Annotated in this window: 17 protein-coding genes; 13 read left to right on the forward strand and 4 right to left on the reverse strand. The window is 63.3% G+C overall.

Going from position 1 to position 24,546, the window contains the following annotated elements; all coding sequences use genetic code 11:
• The first annotated feature begins 221 nt into the window (after nucleotides 1-221).
• The 7 genes from PBDP_RS01240 (at nucleotide 222) to PBDP_RS01270 (ending at nucleotide 9,857) form a co-directional block, all read left to right on the forward strand.
• Nucleotides 222-713, forward strand: coding sequence for a cell division protein (locus PBDP_RS01240; protein WP_178082459.1), 492 nt, complete (start codon nucleotides 222-224; stop codon nucleotides 711-713).
• Complete coding sequence (locus PBDP_RS01245) at nucleotides 706-2,148, forward strand: TIGR01777 family oxidoreductase (RefSeq protein ID WP_109751859.1); 1,443 nt, start codon at nucleotides 706-708, stop codon at nucleotides 2,146-2,148. Before PBDP_RS01240 ends, PBDP_RS01245 begins: the two co-directional genes overlap by 8 nt.
• 9 nt (nucleotides 2,149-2,157) lie before the next feature.
• The gene (locus PBDP_RS01250) at nucleotides 2,158-4,593 is read left to right on the forward strand and encodes an alpha/beta fold hydrolase (RefSeq protein WP_212801715.1); all 2,436 of its coding nucleotides are present in this window, start codon (nucleotides 2,158-2,160) and stop codon (nucleotides 4,591-4,593) included.
• A 572-nt stretch (nucleotides 4,594-5,165) separates the two neighbouring features.
• Nucleotides 5,166-5,942, forward strand: a complete 777-nt coding sequence (locus tag PBDP_RS01255) for an efflux RND transporter periplasmic adaptor subunit (RefSeq protein ID WP_109751861.1) — start codon at nucleotides 5,166-5,168, stop codon at nucleotides 5,940-5,942.
• On the forward strand, nucleotides 5,939-7,258 hold the full coding sequence (locus PBDP_RS01260; RefSeq protein WP_116833912.1) for an efflux RND transporter periplasmic adaptor subunit: 1,320 nt from the start codon (nucleotides 5,939-5,941) through the stop codon (nucleotides 7,256-7,258). Before PBDP_RS01255 ends, PBDP_RS01260 begins: the two co-directional genes overlap by 4 nt.
• 1 nt (nucleotide 7,259) lies before the next feature.
• Nucleotides 7,260-9,356, forward strand: coding sequence for a site-2 protease family protein (locus PBDP_RS01265; RefSeq protein ID WP_212801716.1), 2,097 nt, complete (start codon nucleotides 7,260-7,262; stop codon nucleotides 9,354-9,356).
• A gap of 9 nt (nucleotides 9,357-9,365) precedes the next feature.
• A complete protein-coding gene (locus PBDP_RS01270) occupies nucleotides 9,366-9,857 on the forward strand; it encodes a GNAT family N-acetyltransferase (protein ID WP_212801717.1) in 492 nt (163 codons plus the stop codon).
• A 148-nt stretch (nucleotides 9,858-10,005) separates the two neighbouring features.
• On the opposite strand, the gene PBDP_RS01275 is transcribed toward PBDP_RS01270, so the two are convergent.
• Nucleotides 10,006-10,317 (reverse strand): DUF6916 family protein, encoded by a 312-nt coding sequence (locus PBDP_RS01275; RefSeq protein WP_109751865.1) that lies wholly within the window; start codon nucleotides 10,315-10,317, stop codon nucleotides 10,006-10,008.
• Nucleotides 10,318-10,362: 45 nt separating this feature from the next.
• The gene (locus PBDP_RS01280) at nucleotides 10,363-10,950 is read right to left on the reverse strand and encodes a phage tail protein (RefSeq protein WP_109751866.1); all 588 of its coding nucleotides are present in this window, start codon (nucleotides 10,948-10,950) and stop codon (nucleotides 10,363-10,365) included.
• A gap of 304 nt (nucleotides 10,951-11,254) precedes the next feature.
• On the opposite strand from PBDP_RS01280, the gene PBDP_RS01285 reads away from it, so the two are divergent.
• The 5 genes from PBDP_RS01285 to PBDP_RS01305 are packed head-to-tail and all read left to right on the forward strand — an operon-like array spanning nucleotide 11,255 to nucleotide 22,673.
• Nucleotides 11,255-12,100 carry a sulfotransferase family protein gene (locus tag PBDP_RS01285; protein ID WP_212801718.1) on the forward strand — a complete coding sequence of 282 codons (846 nt, stop codon included), beginning with the start codon at nucleotides 11,255-11,257 and terminating at the stop codon, nucleotides 12,098-12,100.
• A gap of 52 nt (nucleotides 12,101-12,152) precedes the next feature.
• Nucleotides 12,153-19,391: an Ig-like domain-containing protein gene (locus PBDP_RS01290; RefSeq protein WP_212801719.1), complete on the forward strand. Its 7,239-nt coding sequence runs from the start codon at nucleotides 12,153-12,155 to the stop codon at nucleotides 19,389-19,391.
• A gap of 40 nt (nucleotides 19,392-19,431) precedes the next feature.
• The gene (locus PBDP_RS01295; protein ID WP_116833916.1) at nucleotides 19,432-20,946 is read left to right on the forward strand and encodes a TolC family protein; all 1,515 of its coding nucleotides are present in this window, start codon (nucleotides 19,432-19,434) and stop codon (nucleotides 20,944-20,946) included.
• Between the two features lie 12 nt (nucleotides 20,947-20,958).
• Nucleotides 20,959-21,744, forward strand: a complete 786-nt coding sequence (locus PBDP_RS01300; RefSeq protein ID WP_212801720.1) for an aspartyl/asparaginyl beta-hydroxylase domain-containing protein — start codon at nucleotides 20,959-20,961, stop codon at nucleotides 21,742-21,744.
• On the forward strand, nucleotides 21,732-22,673 hold the full coding sequence (locus PBDP_RS01305; protein ID WP_212801721.1) for a sulfotransferase family protein: 942 nt from the start codon (nucleotides 21,732-21,734) through the stop codon (nucleotides 22,671-22,673). The genes PBDP_RS01300 and PBDP_RS01305 overlap by 13 nt, the downstream gene beginning before the upstream one ends.
• 132 nt (nucleotides 22,674-22,805) lie before the next feature.
• Here the strand turns inward: PBDP_RS01305 and PBDP_RS01310 are convergent, their stop codons facing one another.
• Both PBDP_RS01310 and PBDP_RS01315 read right to left on the reverse strand, forming a co-directional pair.
• Entirely contained in the window at nucleotides 22,806-23,567 is a 762-nt protein-coding gene (locus PBDP_RS01310; protein WP_109751872.1) for a slipin family protein, read from the reverse strand.
• A gap of 1 nt (nucleotide 23,568) precedes the next feature.
• A complete protein-coding gene (locus PBDP_RS01315; protein ID WP_109751873.1) occupies nucleotides 23,569-24,093 on the reverse strand; it encodes an NfeD family protein in 525 nt (174 codons plus the stop codon).
• A 149-nt stretch (nucleotides 24,094-24,242) separates the two neighbouring features.
• Here PBDP_RS01315 and PBDP_RS01320 point away from each other — a divergent pair, with 149 nt between their 5' ends.
• Nucleotides 24,243-24,488, forward strand: coding sequence for a DUF2789 domain-containing protein (locus tag PBDP_RS01320; RefSeq protein WP_109751874.1), 246 nt, complete (start codon nucleotides 24,243-24,245; stop codon nucleotides 24,486-24,488).
• Nucleotides 24,489-24,546: the final 58 nt, after the last annotated feature.

Genomic DNA, 24,546 nt, shown 5'->3' on the forward strand with positions numbered 1-24,546 from the left:
CCAACAACCTGACACACCGAGGCGGCTGGTTTTAGGGCTGCTACGCAGCCCAGCGGGGATAAATCCCCTCGCCACAACTGTGTTCGGCTTGGGTGCGGGGCGCAGGTTTCAAGCGCTCCAGGCGGCGGATTTTATTTATCGCTGCCCAGCCCATTAGCCAAGTAAAGCCCCGTCCATTTCCTTTAGACTGGCCGCCCTCAAGCAAGCCTTCAGGACATGGAATGCCAACCCCTCCCAGCACCCTTCGCAAAGCCCTGGTCGTTTGGTTATATGCCGCCGCCCTGATGCATCTGCTCGCCGGCGTTACGCTGACTTGGGCCGGCCATTCGGGCTTGCTCGACGGTTATCTGCAGAACATCGAGCAGGCTTTCTGGGGCGCCGACGCGGTGGTGCCCGCGACGGCCCGCACGCAGCAAGTCTGGTGGCTGGCCTTGTTCGGCGCCACGTTGCAAAGCTATGGGCTGTACATGCTTGCCCTCGTGCACATAGGCAGTCGTCTGAAGTGCGCCATGCCTTGGGGCTGGTTGATCGCTGGCATCATGCTCTGGGCGCCCCAGGACATGTTGATCTCTGCCCAGGCCCGGGTCTGGTCGCACCTGTGGCTAGACAGCATCGCATTGCTCGTATTATTGCCGCCGCTGTTGTGGCTCTATCGCCACGACCGCCGCATATCCCTGACTGACAACGCGTCGAGTGATTCAAACCATGCCTGACTTTTCACTGCTGGACTGGGCCATCACGCTGTTGATTGCCCAGGCGATCCTCGGTGCGCTGGACACCCTGTATCACCACGAACTCACCGTCGCCTTGCCCTATCGCCACAGTGCCCGGTTGGAATTGTCCATCCATGCCTTGCGTTCGTGCTTCTACGGGATCCTGTTCCTGGGCATTGCGCATTTGGCCTTCGAAGGCACGTGGGCGATTGTCATCGCCTTGCTGTTCGCCTTGGAGATCGGCCTGACGCTCTGGGACTTCGTGGTCGAAGACCGGAGCCGCAAGCTGCCGCCCATCGAACGCATCATGCACACGGTGCTGGCGGTCAACGGCGGTGCCTTCTTCGCGTTGTACGGTGTGCAACTGGCGCAGTGGGCGAGTTTGCCCACCGGCCTGAGCGGGATCGACCTGGGCTGGCGCGGTTGGTTGCTGACCTTGTTCGCCATCGGCGTCACGGCCTCGGGGATTCGCGACGGCTTGGCGGCCTTGCGCATGCAACGCGCGGGCAAGCCCGCCAACCCGTTTGCCGGTGGCGGCTACAAGCGCGTGTTGGTCACCGGTGGCACCGGGTTTATCGGCGAAACCCTGGTCAACCAACTGCTCGACGCCGGGCACACGGTCAGCGTATTGGCTCGCGATCCATTGAAGGCGGCCTACCTGTTCGATGGCCGCGCCCGTTGCCTGCGTTCGCTGGGCAAGCTGGGCCATGACGAAACCTTCGATGTGGTGATCAACCTGGCGGGCGCACCGGTTGCCGGCCCACGCTGGAGCCCCAAGCGTCAGGCGCAACTCATCGCCAGCCGGGTCAATACCACCGAGGCATTGATGGCTTGGCTGAACAACGCCCGGCACAAGCCAGCGCTGTGGATTCAAGCTTCTGCCATCGGCTTCTACGGCGTGCGTGATGCCAGTGAGAGCCTCGATGAAAGCGCTGCCCGGGGCGATGGTTTCATGGCCGAACTCTGTGCGCGCTGGGAAGCCTCGGCGTTGCCCGCCACCGAGCTGGGCGTGCGCCAGGTGGTGATGCGCCTGGGTGTGGTGTTCGGTCCGGGCGGTGCGTTGCTGCCGTTGCTGATTCCGTTTCGCCTGGGGTTCGGCGGGCGGATGGGCGATGGTCGGCAAATCATGAGTTGGGTGCACCGCGACGACGTGATTGCCGTCATCGCCCGCGCCTTCGATGACGAAAACCTGAGCGGCACCTACAACCTGGTGGCACCAGAAACAGTCAGTCAGGCGCTGTTCGCCGAAAGCGTCGGCAAGGTGCTCAAGCGCCCGGTGTGGTTCCACATTCCCGCCGCGCCGGTGCGCGCCCTGGCCGGCGAAATGGCGCAGTTGTTTTTCGACGGCCAGCGTGTGCTGCCGAGCCGTCTCGTCGAGGCGGGTTATACGTTCCGTTACCCGACGCTCGACGCTGCCCTGCGCGACCTGGCCTGAGGAGCATCCATGAGCAAGCCGTGGATGTACCTGCTGGCCGGCAACGGTAGCGCCGCCGATTGGTGGGACGATGCGTTGCCGCACTTTCAACACTACGACGTGGTGCCGCTGGAACTGCCCGGCTTCGGCAGCAACCCTCAGGCTCCCTGCGAAGACCTGACGGCCTACGCCCAAGCGTTGCTGGCGGCAACGGACAAGGGCTGCGCGATCATGGCGGTCGGGGTCAACGCTTTGCTGGTGCTCCACGCGCTGCAACGCGAGCCGGGGCACTTTTGCCGCAGTGTGTTGCTGGCGCCGGTGGGCGCGTTTTTGTGGCAGCGGCGGTTGCCGGCGTTGATGTCACCGCTGCCAATCCGCAAGACCATTCACTGGCTGCTGGCGAACAAGCCGACGCTGTTCGCCCACAAGTTCTCCCGCCAGACCTGGACGTCCGCGCAGTACCAACGCATGGGCGCCGGGTACGCCCGCTGCCGAGCCTTTGTGCCGCACTGGGATCTGGTGCGCGCGGACACCGCGTTGCCGTTATTGGAGTGGATCACCGACCCGGTCGAACTGGTGTGGGGCGATCAGGACAAGGTACTGGGCGTAGCCCAAGCGGCGGCATGGTCGGCCATTCTTGCCCGTGCCGATTTGACCATCAGCCTGAAACCCGGTTGGGGCCACTACCCGTGGATCGACTCACCCGCTGAGTTCGCGGCGTGGCTGGAATCGGGCGAACGTGGCTTCGTCGCGCATACCAAGGGCGGTCGCTTGCGGCTGGCGGCACTGGCTGGGCAGCCGGTGCCTGCGGCGCTGTCACTCAACGATTGCCACGACCCGCGCTTGCCGAGCTTGCTGGACAGCCTGCCGGACGCGATCTGGGCCGTGCGCTCCTCCAGTTATGGAGAGGATCAGGCCGATGCGGCGAATGCCGGCTTGAGCACCACGTTCCTGCGGGAACCGACATCCAACGTGCCGGCGCGTATCGACGAACTAACGGCGGCGGGAGTCGAAGAGGTTGTGGTGCAGCGCTTCATCGCGCCGCGACTGTCCGGGATCGCGTTCGTGCGTCACTTGTCAGTCGAACTGGAATGGGTCGAAGGTCACCTGGAGTCCTTGGCAGACGGTCACGTGAGCCCCGAGCGGGCGATCATTTCCCGTCTCGGCGAGTCATGGAGCAGCGGTGCATTCAAGCCAGCCCATGGCCTCACCGCCGAAGCGTTATGGCGGTTTCTCCAAGGCGTATTGCGGGTCTTTCACTACGTGCCCGGCGACGTCGAATGGGCCTGGGACGGCACGCAACTCTGGCTGCTGCAGTACCGGCCGATCAGCGACTACGGCTGGCGCCGCCACCTGACTGCCGCCAACATCGCCGAGATCCTGCCGCCGCAGCCCAGCGTGTTGGTGGAGTACGCCCAGCGCCGCGCGGCGGCGAGCATCCCGGCGATCATGGCCCGTTGGGACTCAAGGGTGTTGCAGGACAACGAGCCCTTCACGGCGGTGTTTGGCGGCGCTTCCTATATCAACAACGACCTGTTTCTCGCCCGACTGGCCGACTGGGGCATCAGTGCCAGCAACTACGCCGGTGAGGTCGGTGGCGCCACCCCGCATTTACCTTGGCGGCCCCTACGCCTGCTCCGTTCGCTGCCATTGTTTCTGCGTATGCAGCGCATTGCGCGTGGCCATTTGCTGACGCTGGAAAACGGCTTGCAACGCTTCGACCGAGAGCTGCATGAACTGACCGTCCAAGGCGCTGGCGGCCAACAACTGGCTGACTGGTTCACCCGGTTCTATGTGTTCGTGGTGCAGGGCAATCTATGCATCGCGACCGCGTTGGCCAGCAGCGGCGGCGATCTGCTGGGACGACCGCCGACCGCCTATGACAACCTTGAACACAGCCCCCATCGACTGCCGTGGGAAACCGACCCGGCGACGCCACGCCCGACCCCGACCGAGCTGCCACTGCAGGTATTCCCCCAATGGCCCCTGGCGATTCGCCTGGCTCACGGCGCTGGTCTGCCGGGTTTGCGCGGTTACTACCTGCAAGTGCGCGAATGGTATCGCGACAACCTGATGCGGATTTTCTTTCGCCTGCACCACGCTATGCCGACGATGGACCGGGCGCATTGGTTCGCGCCGCACCCGGACATCCGCAGCCGCGACGGCAGCTTCTGGCAGGACGGTCGTGAAGGCACCGAGCAGGCGAGTGGCTTCCTGATCTACCCGGGTCAAGCCCAAGGCATTTTGGGCGAGGACATTCTGCTGGAAGACACCCTCGACCCCGGCCGCCACGCCCACTATCAAAGCGCCCGGGCGGTGATTGCACGCATGGGTGGGCGTTTGTCCCACGGCTCGACGCTACTGCGTGAACTGCGCAAACCCTCGGCGGTATTGCCTCAGGTCGATGTGGCTTGGTTGGGGCGTGAGGTGGTGTATTGCGATGGTGAGTTGAGGTTGGTGGAGTAGGCCTGCGCGATGCCTGTCGATCACAGAACCTGTGGCGAGGGAGCTTGCTCCCGCTGGACTGCGCAGCAGTCCCAAACCCTAGCGCCTCGGTGTGTCAGGCTGATCGCATTTAAATTGCTTGGGGTCGCTGCGCAACCCAGCGGGAGCAAGCTCCCTCGCCACAGGGAGTGCGTTCAGCTCAGGGGCTGTTCTCAATCCTCAGAAACGAAAAAACCGGCCGAGGCCGGTTTTTTCACCCCAACGGCCAGAGAACTTAATCTCTGCGTACGGGGTTGAGTGGGGTCATCCTAAGTGGAAGAGGCCGTGGGGTCAACGCTATAAGTGCTGATGTTAATCGACCTGTGGCGAGGGGATTTATCCCCGCTGGACTGCGCAGCAGTCCCGAAACCTGACACCTCTTTGAACCAGGGAAATTGAATAAATCGCTTTGGGTCTGCTGCGCAGCCCAGCGGGGATAAATCCCCTCGCCACAGAGCGTGTATGACCATCAGATTTCTCACCTCTCACAGCTCCTCCCTTGACGCCTCTCACCGCTGTCGTAGACTCCGCCCATCCGTCAGGGAGTAACGGTCATGCGGCGTTTGAGTAGTTGGGTTGTGGGATTGGCCTTTGTAACGTGCGGTGTCCAGGCGCAAACACCTGTAGCAGACGATCCATTGCTTGAGAGCAACGTCTCGGCCAGTGCGTCTGGCAACGAGGCGCGAGGGGTGCTTCGGGCACGGGATCAGGCGGTGCTGGCCAGCGAGTTGGCCGGGCGTATCGTCGAGTTGCCGTTCAGTGAGGGCGAGTCGTTCAAGAAGGGCGACACCCTGGCGCGTTTCGACTGCTCGGCGTATCAGGCCCAGCTCAACGCGGCCCAGGCGGCCAGCCGTGGTGCCGGTGAAGAACTGGCGCATAACCGGCAGTTGGCGGCCTTGAAATCAGTCGGGCGGTTTGAAGTGTCGCGGGCCGAGGCCCGGCTCAGCGAGACTCAGGCGCAGTCCCAGGTGTATCAGGTCCAGGTCAAGCGCTGCAGCGTGATCGCACCGTTCGACGGGCAAGTGGTGGCGCGCAAGGTCCAGCGTTATGAAAGCGTGGCGGCCGGTGCGCCGTTGCTGGATGTGGTCGACAACCGCACCCTGGAGATCCATCTGCTGGTGCCTTCGCGTTGGATGGACCGGCTCAAGCCCGGTCAACCTTTCACCTTTGTCCCCGATGAAACCGGCAAGCCGTTGCAGGCGACGGTCAAGCGCCTGGGTGCGCGCATCGATGAGGGCAGCCAAACCTTGCTGCTGGTGGCGAGCGTGCCGGATGCCAGCGGCTTGCTGTCCGGCATGAGTGGTACCGCGCGTTTCGCGGAGCCCAAGTGAACGCGCCGATAACGGGCAGCGCCGAACAGGTGTTCGCCCGCTTCCTCGACCTGGAACGCCAGACGCGGGCTGCGCGTACGCCGGCGCAGTTGAGCTACAGCCTGGTCAACGACGGCCAGGCCCTGTTCGGCTTTCGCCACGCCGCGTTATTGATCGCTGGCAAGGTTCAGGCCGTGACCGGTGTCAGTGCCGTGGAGCCGAACGCGCCATTTGTGGCGTTCGTCGAGCAGGCGGTGGCGCAGTTGTTCAAACAGGGAGTGTTGAACCAGGCTCGGGTGATTAGCGCCGATCTGGTCAGCGAATCCATCCGGGCAGACTGGCGAAGCCTGTCGGCCGGCCAAGTCTTCTGGCTGCCATTGATCGATCATCAGGGCCAGGTGTTTGGCGGTTTGTGGCTGGCCCGCGACCTGCCATGGACCCCGCCCGAGCAAGTGCTGCTGTCGCAACTGGGCGACACCTACAGCCACGCCTGGCTGGCGCTGCAACCGCGCAAGCCGTGGCGCCTGCGCTGGACACGCAAGCGCCAGGTCGCCCTGGTGGCAGTGCTGTTATTGGGTTTGTTGATTCCGGTGCGTCAGTCCGTGTTGGCCCCGGCCGAAGTGGTGCCGTTGGGCGGGCAGGTGGTGGCGGCGCCTTTGGACGGGGTGATCGCCGAGTTCCTGGTCAAGCCTAACCAGACCGTCAAGAACGGTGACCTGCTGCTGCGTTTCGAAAGCACCAGCCTCAAGGCCCAGGCCGATGTCGCCGAGCGTGCGTTGGGCGTGGCCGAGGCGGAACTCAAGGCCAATTCCCAGCGCTCGTTTGCCGACGCAGAGTCGAGTTCGAAAATTGATTTGCTGGCCGCCCGTGTCGAACAGAAACGCGCCGAACGCAACTACGCGCTTGAACTGCTCAAGCGCAGCGAAGTCCGCGCCGAACGCGATGGTATTGCAGTGTTCGCCGATGCCGAACGCTGGCTCGGCAAACCGGTGCAGACTGGCGAGCGATTGATGGAAATCGCCGATCCGAACCAGGCCGAGTTGCGCATTGAATTGGCGGTAGGCGACGCGATTGCCTTGGAGCCCGGTGCGCAAGTGGCGTTGTTTCTCGACAGTGATCCGTTGCAGCGACACCTGGCCTGGCTGGAGCGTTCAGCCTATGAAGCGCAGCCTACCGCCGCCGGGCAACTGGCGTATCGGTTGGATGCGCGTTTCGATGCGGCCGCGCCGCGCATCGGCCTGCGGGGCACAGCGAAGGTCTTCGGCGACCGTGCGCCGCTGGCGTTATACCTGTTGCGTCGGCCACTGGCCGGCCTGCGCCAGAGCGTAGGCCTGTAGCATGGACCTGCCGAGCCTGCGGCCGGACCTGCAATTGTCCCCGGCAGCCCCGGACCCGGATGGTTCGCCCCAATGGACCCTGGCCGATCCGGTGCGCGGGCGTTATTTCAAGCTTGGCGCAGCGGCGATGCGCATGCTGCGGCACTGGTCCCTGGGTGATCCGGAGCAAGTGCTGCAAGCCGCAAACCGCGAGCCGGGCCTGCCGCTCAATGGTGAATCCCTGGAGCAACTGCTGGGCTTTTTGCGCGGCCACGATCTGATCAGCGCGATGGACCCGCAACAGCGCGACAGCTATCAATTCAAGACCGCCGCCCAGCGCCAGACCCTGTGGCAGATCCTGCTGCATCAATACCTGTTTTTTCGCATTCCGCTGTGGCGCCCGGACGCCTTTCTCAATCGTGCCTGGCCCTGGTTGGCGCGGTTCGGCCCCGGGATCCTGCGCTATGGCCTGCCGCTGACCCTGGGCCTGGGTATCTTCCTGGTTTCACGGGATTGGCAGCGCTTCGTCGCGACCTTTCCGCACCTGTTCAGCCTGGGCGGTGCGTTGGCCTTCGGGACGGCGTTGCTCTTCGCCAAGCTGTGTCACGAATTCGGTCATGCCTTCATGGCCAAGCGCGCCGGTTGTCGTGTGCAAAGCATGGGCGTGGCGTTCATGGTGCTGTTGCCGATGTTCTACACCGACGTCAGCGACGCCTGGCGGATCAATGATCGTCGCGCGCGGTTGCTGATTGGTGCCGGCGGGGTCCTGGCCGAGCTGCTGCTGGCGTGCATTGCGTTGCTGGCCTGGTCGCTGTTGCCCGACGGGCCGGCGCGCACGGCGGCGTTCATGCTGGCCAGTGCCACGTGGATCACCACGTTGATTATCAACCTGAACCCCTTCATGCGTTTTGACGGGTATTTCCTGCTCAGTGATTTCTGGGCGGTGGATAACCTTCAGGGGCGAGCGTTCGCCCTGTGCCGCTGGCGCCTGCGCGAAGCCTTGTTCGGTTATGGCGCGGCGGCCCCGGAACCCTGGTCGCCGAAGATGCGTCGCCGTTTGCTGGTGTGGGGCTATGGTTCCTGGTTATGGCGGGCGTTGTTGTTTTTCGGGATTGCCCTGGCGGTCTATCACCTGTTCTTCAAGGTGCTGGGCATTTTTCTGATGATGGTGGAATTGGTGTGGTTCATTTTTATGCCCATCGTGAATGAGTGGCGGCAATGGTGGAGTCACCGCGAGCAGGCCCATGGTGCTCGGGTGTTCCTGAGCGCCCTGGTACTGCTGGTGTTGGTCTTGGCGTTGTTGCTGCCCTGGCGCAGCGCTGTGGAAGTGCCGGCCATGCTCGAGGCCGGGCGTGCCAGTGCCTTGCACGCGCCGGTGGCGGCGCGGGTCAAGCAGGTGAATGTGCGCGACGGCCAGACCGTGGCCCAGGGCGATGTGCTGATCGAGCTGGAATCGCCGGACATGGCCTCGCGCCTGACCATCGTGCGTCGGGAAATCGAGATCCAGCAGTTGCAGATGCGTCGCCAGGCCGGGCGCAGCGAAACCGCCGCCGATGCCGGCATCATCGAACAGCAACTGGCCGAAGCGGTGGCCGAGTACCGGGGCCTGGTCGCCCAGCGTGAACGCCTGTTGTTGCGTGCGCCCCATGCCGGCCAGGTGCGCGACTTGTTGCCACAACTCCCGGTCGGGCGCTGGTTGTCGCCCACGCAGGTGCTGGCGCGGGTGGTGCAGACCGATTCGCGGTTACGCGGATACCTGACCGAAGCCGAGCTTTGGCGGGTCGGACCGGGTGCCACGGGACGCTTCATCGCTGACGATCCGATGCACGCCTCGATTGCCGTGCAGTTGAATGAAATCGACACCAACGGCGTGGCCTGGGTCGAACAGCAAGCGTTGACGTCCGACCATCACGGGCCGATTGCCGTGCGTCGCGATTCGCAGCAACGGGCCGAGCCCGTGCAGGCGCAATATGGCGTGCGCCTGAGTGCGATCGATGACGCGTCGGCTCCGCTGCAACCGTTGCGCGGCGTGGCGGTGTTGCAGGGCAAGGGCGAGTCGGTATTGGGCGCGGCCTGGCGTCGGTTGGCGGCGTTGGGGGTCAGGGAAAGCGGGTTTTAAGGAGCGGGCATGGATTCAGTGGCGGCAGAGGGATTGGTGGTGCGTCCATCGCGGGTCAGCGACGGGCCGTTCTTGCAGAGCCTGTACCAGGCGGCGCGGCCGGACCTGCAATGGATCGACGGTGAGCATGAGCAGGTGCGACAGGTGATTGCCCAGCAGTTCCAGGTGCAGGAGCAAGGGTTGGGCGAGCATTTCCCCAACGCCATGCATTACGTCGTGGAAAAACTCGGCACCGCTATCGGCGCGTTGAGTACGGATTTTGGCCCCAATGAAATCCGTGTGTTGTACCTGGCGTTCATTCCCCAGGCGCGTGGGCAGGGGTATGGCCGGACGGTGTTGCAAGGGGTGCAGAAAGCCGCGCAACAGATCCGCTGCCCGGTGGCGACGGTGGTCTGGGCCAGCAACCTCCACGCGCGCCAGCACTATCTGGCTCTGGGTTTCGAGGTGCAGGAGCGCAGCCCGGCGGCGGAGCGGCTGGTCTGGTATCCGAAAGGCAACTGACCCAATCTTGCAGACGCCATAAATCCCTGTGGGAGCGGGCTTGCTCGCGAAGGCGGTGGGTCAGTAATAAATTTGCCAACTGATACACCGCCTTCGCGAGCAAGCCCGCTCCCAAAATAGGTTTGTTGTGAACTCAAGTTTTGTGCGATCAGTTAAATGCGATGTAGAAATACCCCAGCGTCGGATCCCGTCCCATGGGCGGGATCCGCGATACGAACACCCCTTCGAGCCTGCCCAGTTCAGGCACTTCCAGGGCGCATAACCCATCCACGAAATCGGTGCTTTCCAGGCTGTTGAATTCCACACTGAACGGCATGCGTTCGCTGTTGGGCAACTTCGACCGGGGTGTTTGCGCGAGGCTCTCGATCCGCACCGGCAAAGAGCTGCCGTCGGGCAGGGTCAGGCTGCTGGTCTGGCCCAGCAGTGGTTGGAAATGGTGGCTGTGAACCTGTTGCAGCATATCGACTCTCCAACAGTCGGAGGGCCGAAGCCCTCCGACGATTGATCAGTTGCGGGACGGGAAGAGACCGTTCAAGGCGATGCTGAAGTTGATCGCCAGGAACGGGTTCATGATCGCCAGCGGCAAGCCGTTGCCCGTCGGGGAGATCGTGCCGTCGATGGTGGTGCTCACGCCCTTGACCGGTATCGGCGAGGCACCTAGCTGGTCGGAATAGATATTGGCCGCGCCCGGGCCGGTGCCCGAGGTGCCGATGAACGAATTGGTGGACGTTGGTGTGTTCACCGGGTTGCTGGCCGGGTTCGCCAGTTGCAGAGTGGTGGAGGCGGTGAGTCCCGCCATGGTGTGAGAGTGGGTGGGCAGGTTGTTGATCGTCGGGGTGACGTTTTCAGTGCCGGCGACTTCGCCGATGACACGCGGAGTCAGGCCCAGGCCGTTGCCTTGTCCCAAGAGCGTGCGGCCTTGCAGATTGGGGAGCATGAAGTTGGTGGTGCCGTTGCCTCCGTAGTACGTGCCGAGCAGGGAGAACAACGCCTGGTATTGGGAAATGCCGAGTGTCTGCCCGCTGCACAGCGCCCACCCATTGGGGGCGAAGTTAAAGGCAAACGGCTGGATGGTGCCCATAAATACTTCCATAGATTCCTCATCCCTTCAGATTGTTTATTTGGCAATGCCGACAGGGTCCGAGGGAGAGGATTGCGATCAGCCCGACTTCTTCACTCCCTGGCCTGGTCACGCACGGCTGAGCGTAGACCGGGATGTTTGATTCTGCAGGCTGCAAGGGCGGAAAAATGCTGTCGATTGGCTTAAACGATTCAGGTTCGTATTGCGCCTATACCGTCCATCTTTTTTACGGACCTGGATGAATTTGATATCAAAGTACTACTAGGCGGCGATTATTTCCTCGGCTACGCTTGCGTACAAAAGGACTACAAACAAGGTGAAGGGATTGCCGCAGTTTCACTTTATCTCCGGTCTACCGCGCTCGGGCTCGACCCTGCTTTCTGCCATTTTGCTGCAGAACCCGCGCTTCCATGCCGGCATGACCAGCCCCGTCGGTTCGCTGTTCAGCAGCGTCCTGCAGCAATGCAGTGCCGGCAGTGAGTTCGGCTCGGTGATCGACACCGACCTGCGTCGCCGCCTATTGCGCGGACTCTTCGATTCCTACTACGCCGACAAAGCCGATAAACCTGTCATCTTCGATACAAACCGCCAATGGTGCGCGCGCCTGCCGGCCCTGCAGGATCTGTTCCCCCAAGCCAAGACCATCGGCTGTGTGCGCAACGTCGCCTGGGTACTCGACAGCCTGGAGCGGCTCTACCGCGCCAACCCGTTCGAGAACACCAAGCTGTTCAACGACGATGACGAGCGCAATACCGTCTACAGCCGCTGCGAAACCCTGGCCCAGCGCAATCGCCTGGTAGGGTTTGCCTGGACGGCGCTCAAAGAGGCCTATTACGGCGAAAACGCCGAGTCGCTGCTGATTGTCGATTACGACCTGCTGAGCCAGGCCCCGGAGCGGGTCATGCGGCTGGTGTACGAGTTCATCGGCGAGCCCTGGTTCGAACACGATTTCAATCACTTGACCTACGACGCACCGGCCTTTGACCAGGCCCTGGGTGTTGCCGGCCTGCACAAGGTCAAGCCCAAGGTCGCGCCGCAAGCCCGGCGGACCTTGCTGCCGCCGGATCTGTTTGAAAAGTATGCCGAGTTGTCGTTCTGGCGCGATGGTTCCGCCAGCGCTGCCAATGTCATTCGTATGAAAACCGACGCCGCGACCAGCTGATCGCGGTTTTTTTCATTTGCGTGTTCAAGAAGTTCGAGTCCAGGTGATCGTCATGTGGTGGAGCAAAGCTAAGTCGCGGGTAACCGAGGGGGCACAGGCCCTGGCATCGCCAATGATCATGTCCCTGGAGCCGCGAATGCTGTTCGACGGCGCGGTGGCCGCTACCGTGGCCGATGCCGCGCAACCGGACGCCCAGCCCACCGCCGAGGCGGCCAAGACACCCACGGCCGACCAGGCTTCAGACACCCATGCACCGCAGGGGCAGGTCGATGCCACCCAGGCCGCCGTGCCGGGCAAGTCCGTGGTGTTCGTCGATTCACGGGTCAAGGATTCCGCCAGCCTGCTCGAAGGCGTGGCGCCCGGTACCCAGGTGGTGCAACTGGACGCCACCAAGGACGGCTTGCAGCAGATCGCCGATTACCTGGACACCCACCAGGGCATCAGCTCGGTGCAGATCATCGCCCACGGTAACGCCGGTGATCTGTGGCTGGGCAACAGCTACCTCTCGGCGGATAACGTCCAGGCCCGCAGCGAAGTGCTGGCGCAGATCGGCCAGGACATGAACGTCGGTGGCGATATCCTGATCTACGGCTGCTACACCGCCGAAGGCGATCGCGGCCTGAGCCTGGTCGATTCATTGGCGCAGTTGACCGGCCGCGATGTAGCGGCGTCCAACGACCGTACCGGCCTTGGCGGTGACTGGGACCTGGAAATCGCCACCGGCAACATCGAAAGCGCCAATGTGCTCTCGGCCAGCGCCATGAGCGACTACCAATGGGGCCTGGCCACCTGGACCGCCACCAACAACCTCAATTCGGGTGTCGGGTCTTTGCGCGCAGCCCTGGCCTCGGCGCAGAACGGCGACATTGTCACCTTCAATACCGGCATGACCGTCGCGCTGACCCAGGTGTTGGACGTCAATAGAAACGTCACCATCGATGGTGATCTCAACAACGATAACGTGGCCGACGTCACCCTCGACGGACAATACCGTACCCAGATCATCAACGTGACAGCCGGGACGACGGCGACCCTCGATGGGCTGGTGATCACTCGGGGCATGACGGCGGGCAACGGCGGCAACGGTGGCGACGATGCGCTCGTCGCCAAGGGTGGTGGTATCTACAACGCCGGCACCTTGACCCTGCGCAACGTGACGGTGACCGCGAACGCCGCTTCGGGTGGTGGTGGCGGTGGTGGTGTGACGCCGCAATACGCCGGCGGTGGCGGTGGCGGCGGCGGCGCGATCACCGGCGGTACTGGCGGCAAGGGCGGCGACACCCTCAATGCCACGGGTTCCAACGGCTCGGCTGGGCAGGGCGGTGCCGGTGGTGGCTTCTTCAACATGGGCGGGCGTGGCGGTTCCTCCACCGGTGGGGCTGGCGGCTCCGCCTATCCGGGCTATAGCACCGGCTCCGCGGGCGGTACGGCCGTCAGCGGTGCGCTGTCCATCGGCGGCGGTGGCGGTGGCGATGGTTATAACGACATCGGTGGTGCTGGTGGCGGGGCGGTCGGCGGTATCTACAACGACACCGGCGCGACCCTGCGGATCATCGGCAACACGGTGATTTCCAACAACGTCGGCGCAGGCGGCGGTGGTGGTGGCGGTGGCGCCGGTGGCGGCTACAACCACACGGGCGGTGCCGGCGGCGTCGGTGTCGGCGCCATCTGGAACAAAGGTTCGATCCTGATCACCGCGGCCAACTTCGCGGCCCTGGCCGGCAACGTCGGTGGCAGTGGCGTGGGTGGCACGAGTGCGGGTACCGCGGGTGTTTCGCCGGCGTCGGTGGCCAACGTCTACGGCGATGGCGGCACCATCAATACCAACTATGTGCCGGACGAGACGCCGCCCACAGCGACTGTCGTGGTGGCCAACACCAGCCTGAACTCCGGTGGCACGTCGACGGTAACCATCACCTTCTCCGAGGCTGTGACGGGCCTTACCGCGGCGGACCTGACGGTGCAGAACGGCACCGTGGGCTCCTTCACCAGCGGCGATGGCGGCATCACCTGGACCGGCACGCTGACCGCGGCCAGCAACATCGCCGACACCACCAACGTCATCACCCTCAACAATGCCGGGGTCGCCGACCTGGCCGGCAACGCTGGCGTGGGTACCACCCTCTCGAACAATTACGTGGTCAACGACACCGTGGCGCCGACGGCATCCATCGTGGTCAGCGACACCGCCCTGAGAGTCAGTGAAACCTCGGTGGTGACCATCACCTTCAGCGAAGCGGTGAGTGGTTTCACGGCCGCCGACCTGACCGTGGCCAACGGCTCGATCAGCGGCCTGAGCAGCAGCGACGGCGGCATCACCTGGACGGCCACCCTGACGCCGGACGCGGCGATCACTGATACCTCCAATCTGATTGTCCTGGATAACACTGGCGTGGCGGACCTCAACGGCAACGCCGGCGTGGGAACGACGAACTCCAACAACTACGCTATCGACACTCTGCGCCCGACCGCCACGATTGTGGTCGCTGATACTGCGTTGAGTGTCGGCGAAACGTCGCTGGTGACCATCACCTTCAACGAGGCGGTGAGCGGTTTCACCACCGCCGATTTGACGGTGGCCAACGGTACGGTCACCGGGCTGAGCAGCAGCGATGGCGGCATCACCTGGACCGGGACACTGACCCCGAGCGCCAGCGTCAGCGACACCAGCAACCTGATCACGTTGGCCAATACCGGTATTGCTGACTTGTCCGGAAACACCGGCACCGGTACCACCGACTCGAACAACTACGCGATCGACACGCTACGCCCGACCGCCACCATCGTGGTGGCCGATACCGCGTTGAACATCGGCGAAACATCGCTGGTGACGATTACCTTCAGCGAGGCGGTGAGCGGTTTCACCCTGGCCGACCTGACGGTGGCCAACGGCAGCCTGAGCGGGCTGAGCAGCAGCGACGGTGGTATCACCTGGACCGCGACGCTCACTCCGAGCGCCAGCATCACCGACGCCACCAATCTGATCGTCCTGGCCAATACCGGTATTGTGGATGCGGCCGGTAATGCCGGCAGCGGCACCACCAGTTCCAACAACTATGCCGTCGACACGGTGCGCCCGACCGCCACCATCGTGGTCGCCGATAACGCTTTGAGGGTTGGCGAAACGTCCCTCGTGACCATTACCTTCAACGAAGCGGTGACGGGCTTCACCACCGCTGACCTGACGGTCGCCAACGGCACGATCACCGGGTTGAGCAGCGGCGACGGCGGCATCACCTGGACCGGCACGCTCACGCCAAGTGCCAGCGTCAGCGACACCACCAACCTGGTCACCCTGGATAACACCGGTGTGGCGGACGCGGCGGGCAACGCCGGCAGCGGCACTACCGATTCCAACAACTACGCCATCGACACCGTGCGTCCGACCGCCACCATCGTGGTCGCCGACTCGACCATCGGTATTGGCGAAACAACGGTGGTGACCATTACCTTCAGCGAGCCTGTGACGGGTTTCACCCTGGCCGACCTGACGGTGGCCAACGGCAGCCTGAGCGGCCTGAGCACCAGCGACAACATCACCTACACCGCCACCTTCACGCCGAGCGTGGGCGTCAACGATGCCACCAACCTGGTCACGCTGAACAACACGGGCGTGGCGGACGGAGCGGGCAATACCGGCAGCGGTACCACCGATTCCAACAACTACCTCGTCGACACCTTGCGCCCGACCGCCACCATCGTGGTCGCCGATACGGCCCTGAGCGTCGGCGAAACCTCGCTGGTGACCATTACCTTCTCCGAGGCGGTCAGCGGTTTCGACAATTCGGACCTGAGCGTCGTCAACGGCACGCTGAGTGCGGTCAGCAGCAGTGACGGCGGCCTCACCTGGACAGCCACCTTCACCCCGGCCCTCGGCGTCACCGACACGTCCAACGTCATCACCCTGAACAACACCGGGGTCAGCGATGCGGCGGGCAACAGCGGTTCCGGCACCACCAACTCCAACAACTACCAGGTCGACACCAACGTCCCGACGGCGACCATCGTGATTGCCGATACCACCCTGAGCATCGGCGAGACGTCATTGGTCACCGTGACGTTCAACTCGGCGGTCAGCGGTTTCGACAATTCGGACCTGACCGTCAGCAACGGCACGCTCAGCACCATGAGCAGCACCGACGGCGGCGTGACCTGGACCGCCACGTTCACGCCGAGCGCGAGCATTTCCGATACCAGCAACGTGATCACCCTGGACAATACCGGCTTGATCAACGCTTCGGGTAACGCCGGCGTGGGTACCACCGATTCGAACAACTATGCCGTCGATACCGTGCGTCCAACGGCAACCATTGTCGTCGCCGATACGGCCATTGCCGCTGGCGAAACCTCGTTGGTGACCATCACCTTCAACGAGGCCGTGACGGCGTTCACCAGTGCCGACCTGACCGTCGCCAACGGTGTGATTTCGGGGCTGAGCAGCAGCGACGGCGGCATCACCTGGACCGCAACCTTCACGCCGACCGCAGGCATCAACGACTCCAGCAATGTCATCACGCTCAACAGTGGTGGCATCGTTGACTTGGCGGGCAACTTCAACATTGGCACCACCGATTCGAACAACTATGCCATCGACACCGTGCGCCCAACGGCGACCATCGTCATGGCCGATACCAGCCTGAGTGTCGGCGAAACCTCATTGGTGACCATCACCTTCAGCGAGGCGGTGAGCGGTTTCACCAACGCTGACCTGAGCGTTGCCAACGGCACCCTGAGTGCGGTCAGCAGCAGTGATGGTGGCCTGACCTGGACCGCGACTTTCACGCCGACCCTCGGCGTGCGGGATACGTCCAACCTGATCGTCCTGGACAACACCGGCGTCAGCGACGCGGCGGGCAATACCGGAACCGGCACGACCAACTCGGCCAACTACACGATCGACACGCAGGTGCCGACGGCGACCATCGTGGTGGCTGATACATCCCTGAACATCGGCGAAACCAGCCTGGTGACCATCACCTTCAACGAAGCGGTGAGCGGTTTCGACAATAGCGACCTGACCATCAGCAACGGCACGTTGAGCAACGTGTCGTCGTCCGATGGCGGCGTCACCTGGACGGCCACATTCACACCGAGCGCGAGCATTGCCGATACCAGCAACCTGATCACCCTGGACAATACCGGTGTCGTCAACGTCTCGGGCAACGCCGGCGTCGGCACCACCGATTCGAACAACTATGCCATCGATACCGTGCGTCCAACGGCGACCATTGTCGTGGCCGACACGGCCATTGCTGCGGGCGAGACCTCGCTGGTGACCATCACCTTCAACGAGGCCGTGACCGGTTTCACCGACGCCGACCTGACCGTTGCCAACGGTACGCTCAGTGGGTTGAGCAGCAGTGACGGCGGCATCACCTGGACCGCGACCTTTACGCCAACCGCTGGCATCACCGACACCAGCAATGTCATCACCCTTGCCAACGGCGGCGTCACCGACCTGGCGGGCAACGCTGGCAGCGGCACCACCGATTCGAACAACTACAGCGTCGACACTCAGCGTCCGACCGCCACCATCGTGCTGAGCGATTCGGTATTGAAACCGGGTGAAACCGCCCAGGTGACCATTACCTTCAGCGAGGCGGTGACCGGTTTCAGCAACGCTGACCTGAGCGTTGCCAACGGCACGTTAAGCGCGGTCAGCAGCAGCGATGGCGGCCTGACCTGGACCGCGACCTTCACCCCGACCCTGGGCGTGACCGACGCCAGCAACCTGATCACCCTGGACAATACCGGTGTGAGCGACGCGGCGGGCAATACCGGGACAGGCACGACCGACTCGGCCAACTATGCGGTCGAGACGCAGGTACCGACGGCTACGATCGTGGTGGCCGACAACGCGCTCAAGGTGGGGGAAACCTCACTGGTGACCATCACCTTCTCGGAAGCGGTCAGCGGTTTCGACAACACCGACCTGAGCGTGAGCAACGGCACGCTGAGCAACGTCTCTTCTTCCGACGGCGGCGTTACCTGGACGGCCACGTTCACTCCGAGCGCCAGCATCACCGACACCAGCAACCTGATCAGCCTGGACACCAGCGGTGTGGTCAACGCCTCGGGCAACAGCGGTGTCGGTGTAGTGGTCTCCAACAACTACGCGATCGATACGGTTCGCCCTGGTGCCACCATCACCGTGGGCGACACCACCCTGGGCATCGGCCAGAGTACGACGGTGACCATCAGCTTCAGCGAGGCGGTGTCTGGTTTCGACTTGTCGGATCTGAGTGTCGCCAATGGCGTGTTGTCCAACCTCGCCAGCAATGACGGCGGCCTGACCTGGACAGCGACCCTGACGCCTACCGCAGGCGTCAACGACGCCACCAACCTGATCCTGCTCGACGCCAGCACTGTGCAGGACCTGGCCGGCAACGCCGGCGTGGGCATTGCGATTTCCAGCAACTACGCGCTCGACGCCACCCGGCCGACGGCAACCATCGTGGTCGCCGACCCGAACCTGACGGTGGGCGAGACGACCCAGGTGACCTTCACCTTCAGCGAAGCAGTGACGGATTTTGACTTGTCGGACCTCAGCGTCACCAACGGTGAACTGACCAACCTGACCACCAGTGACGGCGGCAAGACCTGGACGGCCACCTTCACGCCGACAGTGAACCTCACCGACCCGAGCAACTTCATTGCCCTGGACACCAGCAACGTCAGCGACCTGTCGGGCAACGCCGGGGCCAGCGTGGCGGTGTCCAACAACTATGCGATCGACACCGTGGTGCCCAACGATGTGAAGCCGCCGCCGGAGTTCCTGACCTCCGACCCGGTCACGGTTACGCCACCGTCCGAGGTGCCGTTGCAACCGATCGTCTTTACCCCGCCGACCGGCAACCTGGGTACGCCGCTGGGCTTCCCGCCGCTGTTCGAGCAACGGGACCTGGGCAACGGGACTCAGCCGATAGGAAGTATTTTCATCAATCATGGCGCGCTGGCGCCGAGTTATATCGCCCAGGTGTTCGGCAATGACGCCGCCGGCGATGGCTCCGGCCAAGGGTTCCTGGGCTTTGGTGGTGGCGATGGCGGGGTGTTCGGCAGCAGCACGCTGTCGACCCTGTTCAACCAGGACGCCACTTCCGAGGGCGAATCGATGGACGCCTTCGGCAGCCAGTCGATGCAGGGTGGCGATGTGTCCCAAGGACTGCGCGGGATGTTCGGGGCGCCTACCCTGGGTCAGCAGTTGCAACATCTCAAGGACACTGAACAGCGTCAGGTCGATAGCCTGGCAACCGCGTTACGACAGGTCGGCATCAGCCAGGTGCAGGCCTGATTCTAAAAAAATATTGGGGCAGCCAGGGGCAATCCAGGGAATGAATAGAAGTCAGAAGTTATTCGGTATGAGTGTGCTGGCGTTGGTGGTCAGTGGATGTGCGGTCACCAGCGAGCCGATCGATCGCAGCGTCAGCGAACAGCGCGCCCGAACCGACCTGCAAAACATGTACAAGGACCAGGAGCCCCTCAGCGGCCCATTGACCCTGCACCAGGCCATGGCCCGGGCAGTGAAGTACAACCTCGAAGGTCGCTTGAAGATCATGGAGGAAGCCCTGGCCAAGCGTCAGTTGGACCTGGCCAGTTTCGACATGCTGCCGCGCATGGCCCTGGACGCCGGTTATGTGGGCCGTAACAACGTCAATGCCTCCAGCAGCCAGAGCGTGGAAACCGGTACCCAGTCCCTGGAACCGTCGACCTCCCAGGACCGCGACCGCGAGGTGGCCGACCTGACCATGGTCTGGAACGTGCTAGATTTCGGCGTCAGCTACATCAGCGCCAAACAGGCCGGGGACCAGCGACTGATCGTGCAGGAGCGCCGGCGCAAGGTGATCAACACCATCGTCCAGGACGTGCGTTCGGCCTACTGGCGAGCCATGGCCGCCGAGCGTTTGCTCAAGCAGATCGACAGCCTGATGGCCCGGGTCGAGACGGCACGCGGCAACAGCCAGAGCATGAGCGAACAGCGCATCGGTGACCCGGTGCAGGCCCTGGGCTACCAGCGCTCGCTGATCCAGGCCACCCGCCAGCTCGAAGAGCAACGCCGGGCGCTGTCCCTGGCCAAGACCGAATTGGCGACCCTGATCAACTTGCCCTTGGGTACCGAGCTGACCCTGGCGACCCAGGATGAATATGACATCCCGGAACTCAAGGTCGACCTGGCCCGTCTCGAACAGGAAGCCCTGGCCAGCCGTCCGGAACTGCGCGAGCAGGATTACCAGACCCGCATCACCGCCGCTGAAACCCGCAAGGCCATGCTGCGCCTGCTGCCGGGGCTGGAGTTCTCCGCTGGCGGGCATTACGACAGCAACTCGTTCCTGGTGGAGCAGGGCTGGGCCGATTATGGCGTGAAAGTCACCTGGAACCTGTTCAACGTGATTTCCGCCCCGGCGGCCATCGATGTGGCCAAGGCCGGTGAAGAAGTGGCGTCGGCGCGGCGCCAGGCGATGTCGATTGCCGTGCTGGCGCAGTTGTACGTGGCCAATGCCAACTATCGCGAAGCGCTGCGTCAGTTCAAGACCAGTCAGCAGCTGTCGGACATCGACGGGCAGATTGTCGGTCAGTTGCGCAGCCGTCACCAGGCTGCCGGCATCGGCGAGCTGGACCTGATCCAGGGAGAACTGAACACCCTGCAGGCCGATCTGCGCCGGGACCTGGCTTACGCCGATCTGCGCAACGCCTACGGGCAGATCTTCGCCAGCGCCGGCCTCGACCCGCTGCCAAACGAAGTGCAATCGACCGAAGTCCAGTCGATCGCCACGGCGCTGGCCAACCGCGAAGCGGCCTGGGCCCAGGGCGATATCACGCTGCCGAAGACGGCCACGGTGACCCAATAATCGGCCGCTGACATGATGCGCCCGGCGTTTTCCCGGCTGCCGGTGGCGGTGGATCTGCCGTTGCTGTTGCAGGCACTGGCGGCCATTGAAGACGAGCGCTGGCAGGGGCATTTCAACAGTGCCTATCACAGCGGCGACTGGAGCGGCGTGGCGCTGATTTCGGCGGCCGATGCCGTTACCGAGCTGTCTCCCGGACGCGGCCAGCCCCTGCATCGCGCGCCTTGGTCAAAGGATGGCCGTTGGCATGAAGCGTTGCGCGACTGGCCCCTGGAGATCGTCTCGGCCCGGCTGCTGCGGCTTGGGCCCGGTGGGTGCATTCACGAGCATCGTGACTATGACCTGGGTGGGCCGGACGCCGACTTGCGCCTGCACGTTCCGCTGCTCAGCCCGCCTGAGGTGGACTTCTTCCTGGATGGGCAAATCATTCCGATGAGGGCGGGCGAGTGCTGGTTCCTCGACTTGGCGCGGCCTCATCGCGTCGATAACCGCAGCGCCGCACCGAGAGTTCATCTGGTGCTCGATTGCCGCCCAGGACCATGGTTGGAACAGCAGATTGCCGATGGGCTGCCCACCACGCCCGCCGCTGGCGCCGGGCAAAGCGATCTTGTCCGCTTTCAGCGGCGCGTAGAAGCTGACCCTTACCTTGCCCGGGCTCTGCAGAGCCTGCATGACCCGGACGCTTTCATAGCGTCCGCGCTGGCGCTGGGGGCTGAGCAAGGGCTTTATTTCACTCGGGAAGAATTGCGGGCGGCGATGCGCAATGGTCGCCAGCGGTGGAGAGATCAGTGGAAGACCTGAATCTGCACGGTTGGCTGCCGATCCGCCTATGGCAAGAAGCCGCGCAATGGCAGGTCGATTGGTGCTGGTTTGGCGACACGCGACTGTTGCAGCCGTTTTTTGGCGATGCGGTGGATGACGCCCTGCGCTTGCCCTTCAACCAGGCGTTTCGCCGCCAGACGTCCTTGGACGCTCTCAGCCAGTGGCAGCGACAAAGCCCGGGCCTTGCGCCCAGTGCGTTCATTTTCCATGCCTCGCGTTGTGGTTCGACATTGATCAGCCAGATGCTCGCCCAATTGGACGATCACATCGTCATCTCTGAACCGCCGCCCCTGGATACGTTGCTGCGCAGCGATTTGCCGCCTGCCGAGCGGTGCTTGGCGCTCAAGGGCTTGATGTCGGCCTATGGGCAGCGTCGTCGAGGTATGGAGCAGCGCCTGGTGGTCAAGCTGGACGCCTGGAACATCGGTGAGCTGCCACTGCTGCGTGAGTGTTTTCCCGACACGCCTTGGTTGTTCGTGTACCGCGACCCCTTGGAAATCGCCGTCTCCCACCTGCGCCGCCCCGGTATGCACATGGTGCCGGGGATGATTGGCGCGAGTGTGCTGGACGATGGAGCGCCTTTCAGCGGTCAGGAGGATTTCATCGCCCGCCGGTTGGGGCGGCTGTTGCAGGTGGGGCTGGGGCACTGCCATGAATTTACCGGGCTGGCGGTTAACTACGCTGAGTTGCCTGATGCGATGGCAGGGCGGCTGGCGGTGTTTTTCGGGCTGAATGACGCACAGCGCAAGCAGGTGTTTGCGATGGCGGGGCAGCATGCCAAGCAGCCGGGGCAGGCATTTGTCAGGGACAGCGCGGGCAAGCGCCGGGAGGCTTCGGCGCTGTTGCGTGAGCAGGTCATGCGTTGGGCGCAGGGGCCCTATGAAGCGTTGAAGTCACTGACCACGTAACTGGACAAAACGCTTCTGTGGCGAGGGAGCTTGCTCCCGCTCGGTTGCGCAGCGACCGCCAGATTCTGGGGCTGCTTCGCAGCCCAGCGGGAGCAAGCTCCCTCGCCACAAGGATAGTGTCCGCTTCGCCCATCAAGACTTGTTGGGCGACAACTCCGCCATCCCCTTGAGCAACTCGATCGGCAACGGGAAGACGATGGTGGAGCTTTTGTCCCCGGCAATCGACCCCAGCGTCTGCATGTAGCGCAGTTGCATGGCACCCGGCTGGCGGCCGAGCATTTCGGCGGCCTGCATGAGTTTTTCCGAGGCTTGCAACTCGCCCTCGGCGTGGATCACCTTGGCCCGGCGTTCCCGTTCGGCTTCGGCTTGTCGGGCGATGGCGCGGATCATCGATTCATTGAGATCCACATGCTTGATCTCGACGTTTGCCACTTTGATGCCCCAGGCGTCGGTCTGGGCGTCCAGTACTTGCTGGATGTCGCTGTTCAATTGCTCGCGTTCGGCCAGCAACTGGTCCAGGTCATGCTTGCCCAGGACCGCACGCAAGGTGGTCTGGGCCAGTTGACTGGTGGCCATGAGGAAGTTTTCCACCTGGATGATGGCTTTCTGCGGATCGAGCACGCGGAAATACAGCACCGCGTTGACCTTCACCGAGACATTGTCCCGGGTGATCACGTCCTGGGGCGGCACGTCGAGGACAATCGTGCGCAGGTCGACGCGGATCATCTGCTGGACTACCGGAATCAGCAGGATCAACCCCGGCCCTTTGACCTGCCAGAACCGACCGAGCTGGAACACCACTGCCCGTTCGTATTCGCGCAGGATCCGGAACGTCGCCCCCGCCAGTGCGATCAACAGCAACAACAGCAGCGCAAAACCGATTTGCATGCCCATCTCAGACTCCTTGTGGATCAGCGGGGGCCACTTCCAGCAGCAAACCCTTGCGGGCGATGACCCGTACCGCTTGCCCAGGGCGCAGCGGCGTCGCGCTTGCCACCTGCCAGCGTTCGCCTTCCAATTGGACCCAGCCATGATGATTATTCCCGCCCTGCAACGCGGTCACCGTAGTGATGTTGCCCAGCAATGCGGCGTCGCCGCTGACGGGTTGGCGTGGTCGTGTTTTCAACGCACGGACCAGCAGGGCGATCAGCAGCAAGGCGCTGACCAGGCCCAGGCCGATCATCAGGGGAACCGGCACATCGGCGTTGGTCAGGATGACCGCGCCAATCACACACAGGACAATGCCGCCCAGCCCAGCGACGCCATAATTGGGCAGGGCCGCCTCGAAGACCAGCAAGGCCACGCCAACGGCGACCAGCCAGAAACCCAGGGGATCGGTGCCTGGCAGCACGAGGCTATCGGCGCCGAACGCAGGCCCGCTGATCGCCAGCAGCGCAAGCGTCAACCAGTGAATGTTCACAAGACCCTCCGCAACGTGTATTCGTCGGGATGTTATTCAAAGTCTAGTCGAGTCGAGGGTTGATTGAATTTTGATCAGTCTGGCGGTCAATGAGGGGCTAGACTGCGGGAAAGAACCCAACAATCGGTCTTATTGCCAGGAGCCCCCCCATGGAACCCCCGATCCACAGCCTGCCCGCGCTGTTCAAGCAATTGGGCCTGTCCGACGACGCCGTTGAGATCGATAAATTCATCGCGACCCATTCACCCCTCAAGCCTGAGCTGCACTTGGCTGACGCGTTTTTCTGGAGCGAAAGCCAGCAGCAATTGTTGCGTGAAGAAATCCTCGAGGATGCGGACTGGGCGGAAGTGGTGGACCAGTTGGACGTGTTGCTGCGCAAGGGGCGTAGCGAGTGAGGCGCATACGAAACCTGTGGGAGCGAGCTTGCTCGCGATAGCGGACTGTCAGTCGACA

The organism is Pseudomonas sp. St290 (assembly GCF_018325805.1).
Taxonomy (GTDB): Bacteria; Pseudomonadota; Gammaproteobacteria; order Pseudomonadales; family Pseudomonadaceae; genus Aquipseudomonas; species Aquipseudomonas bijieensis.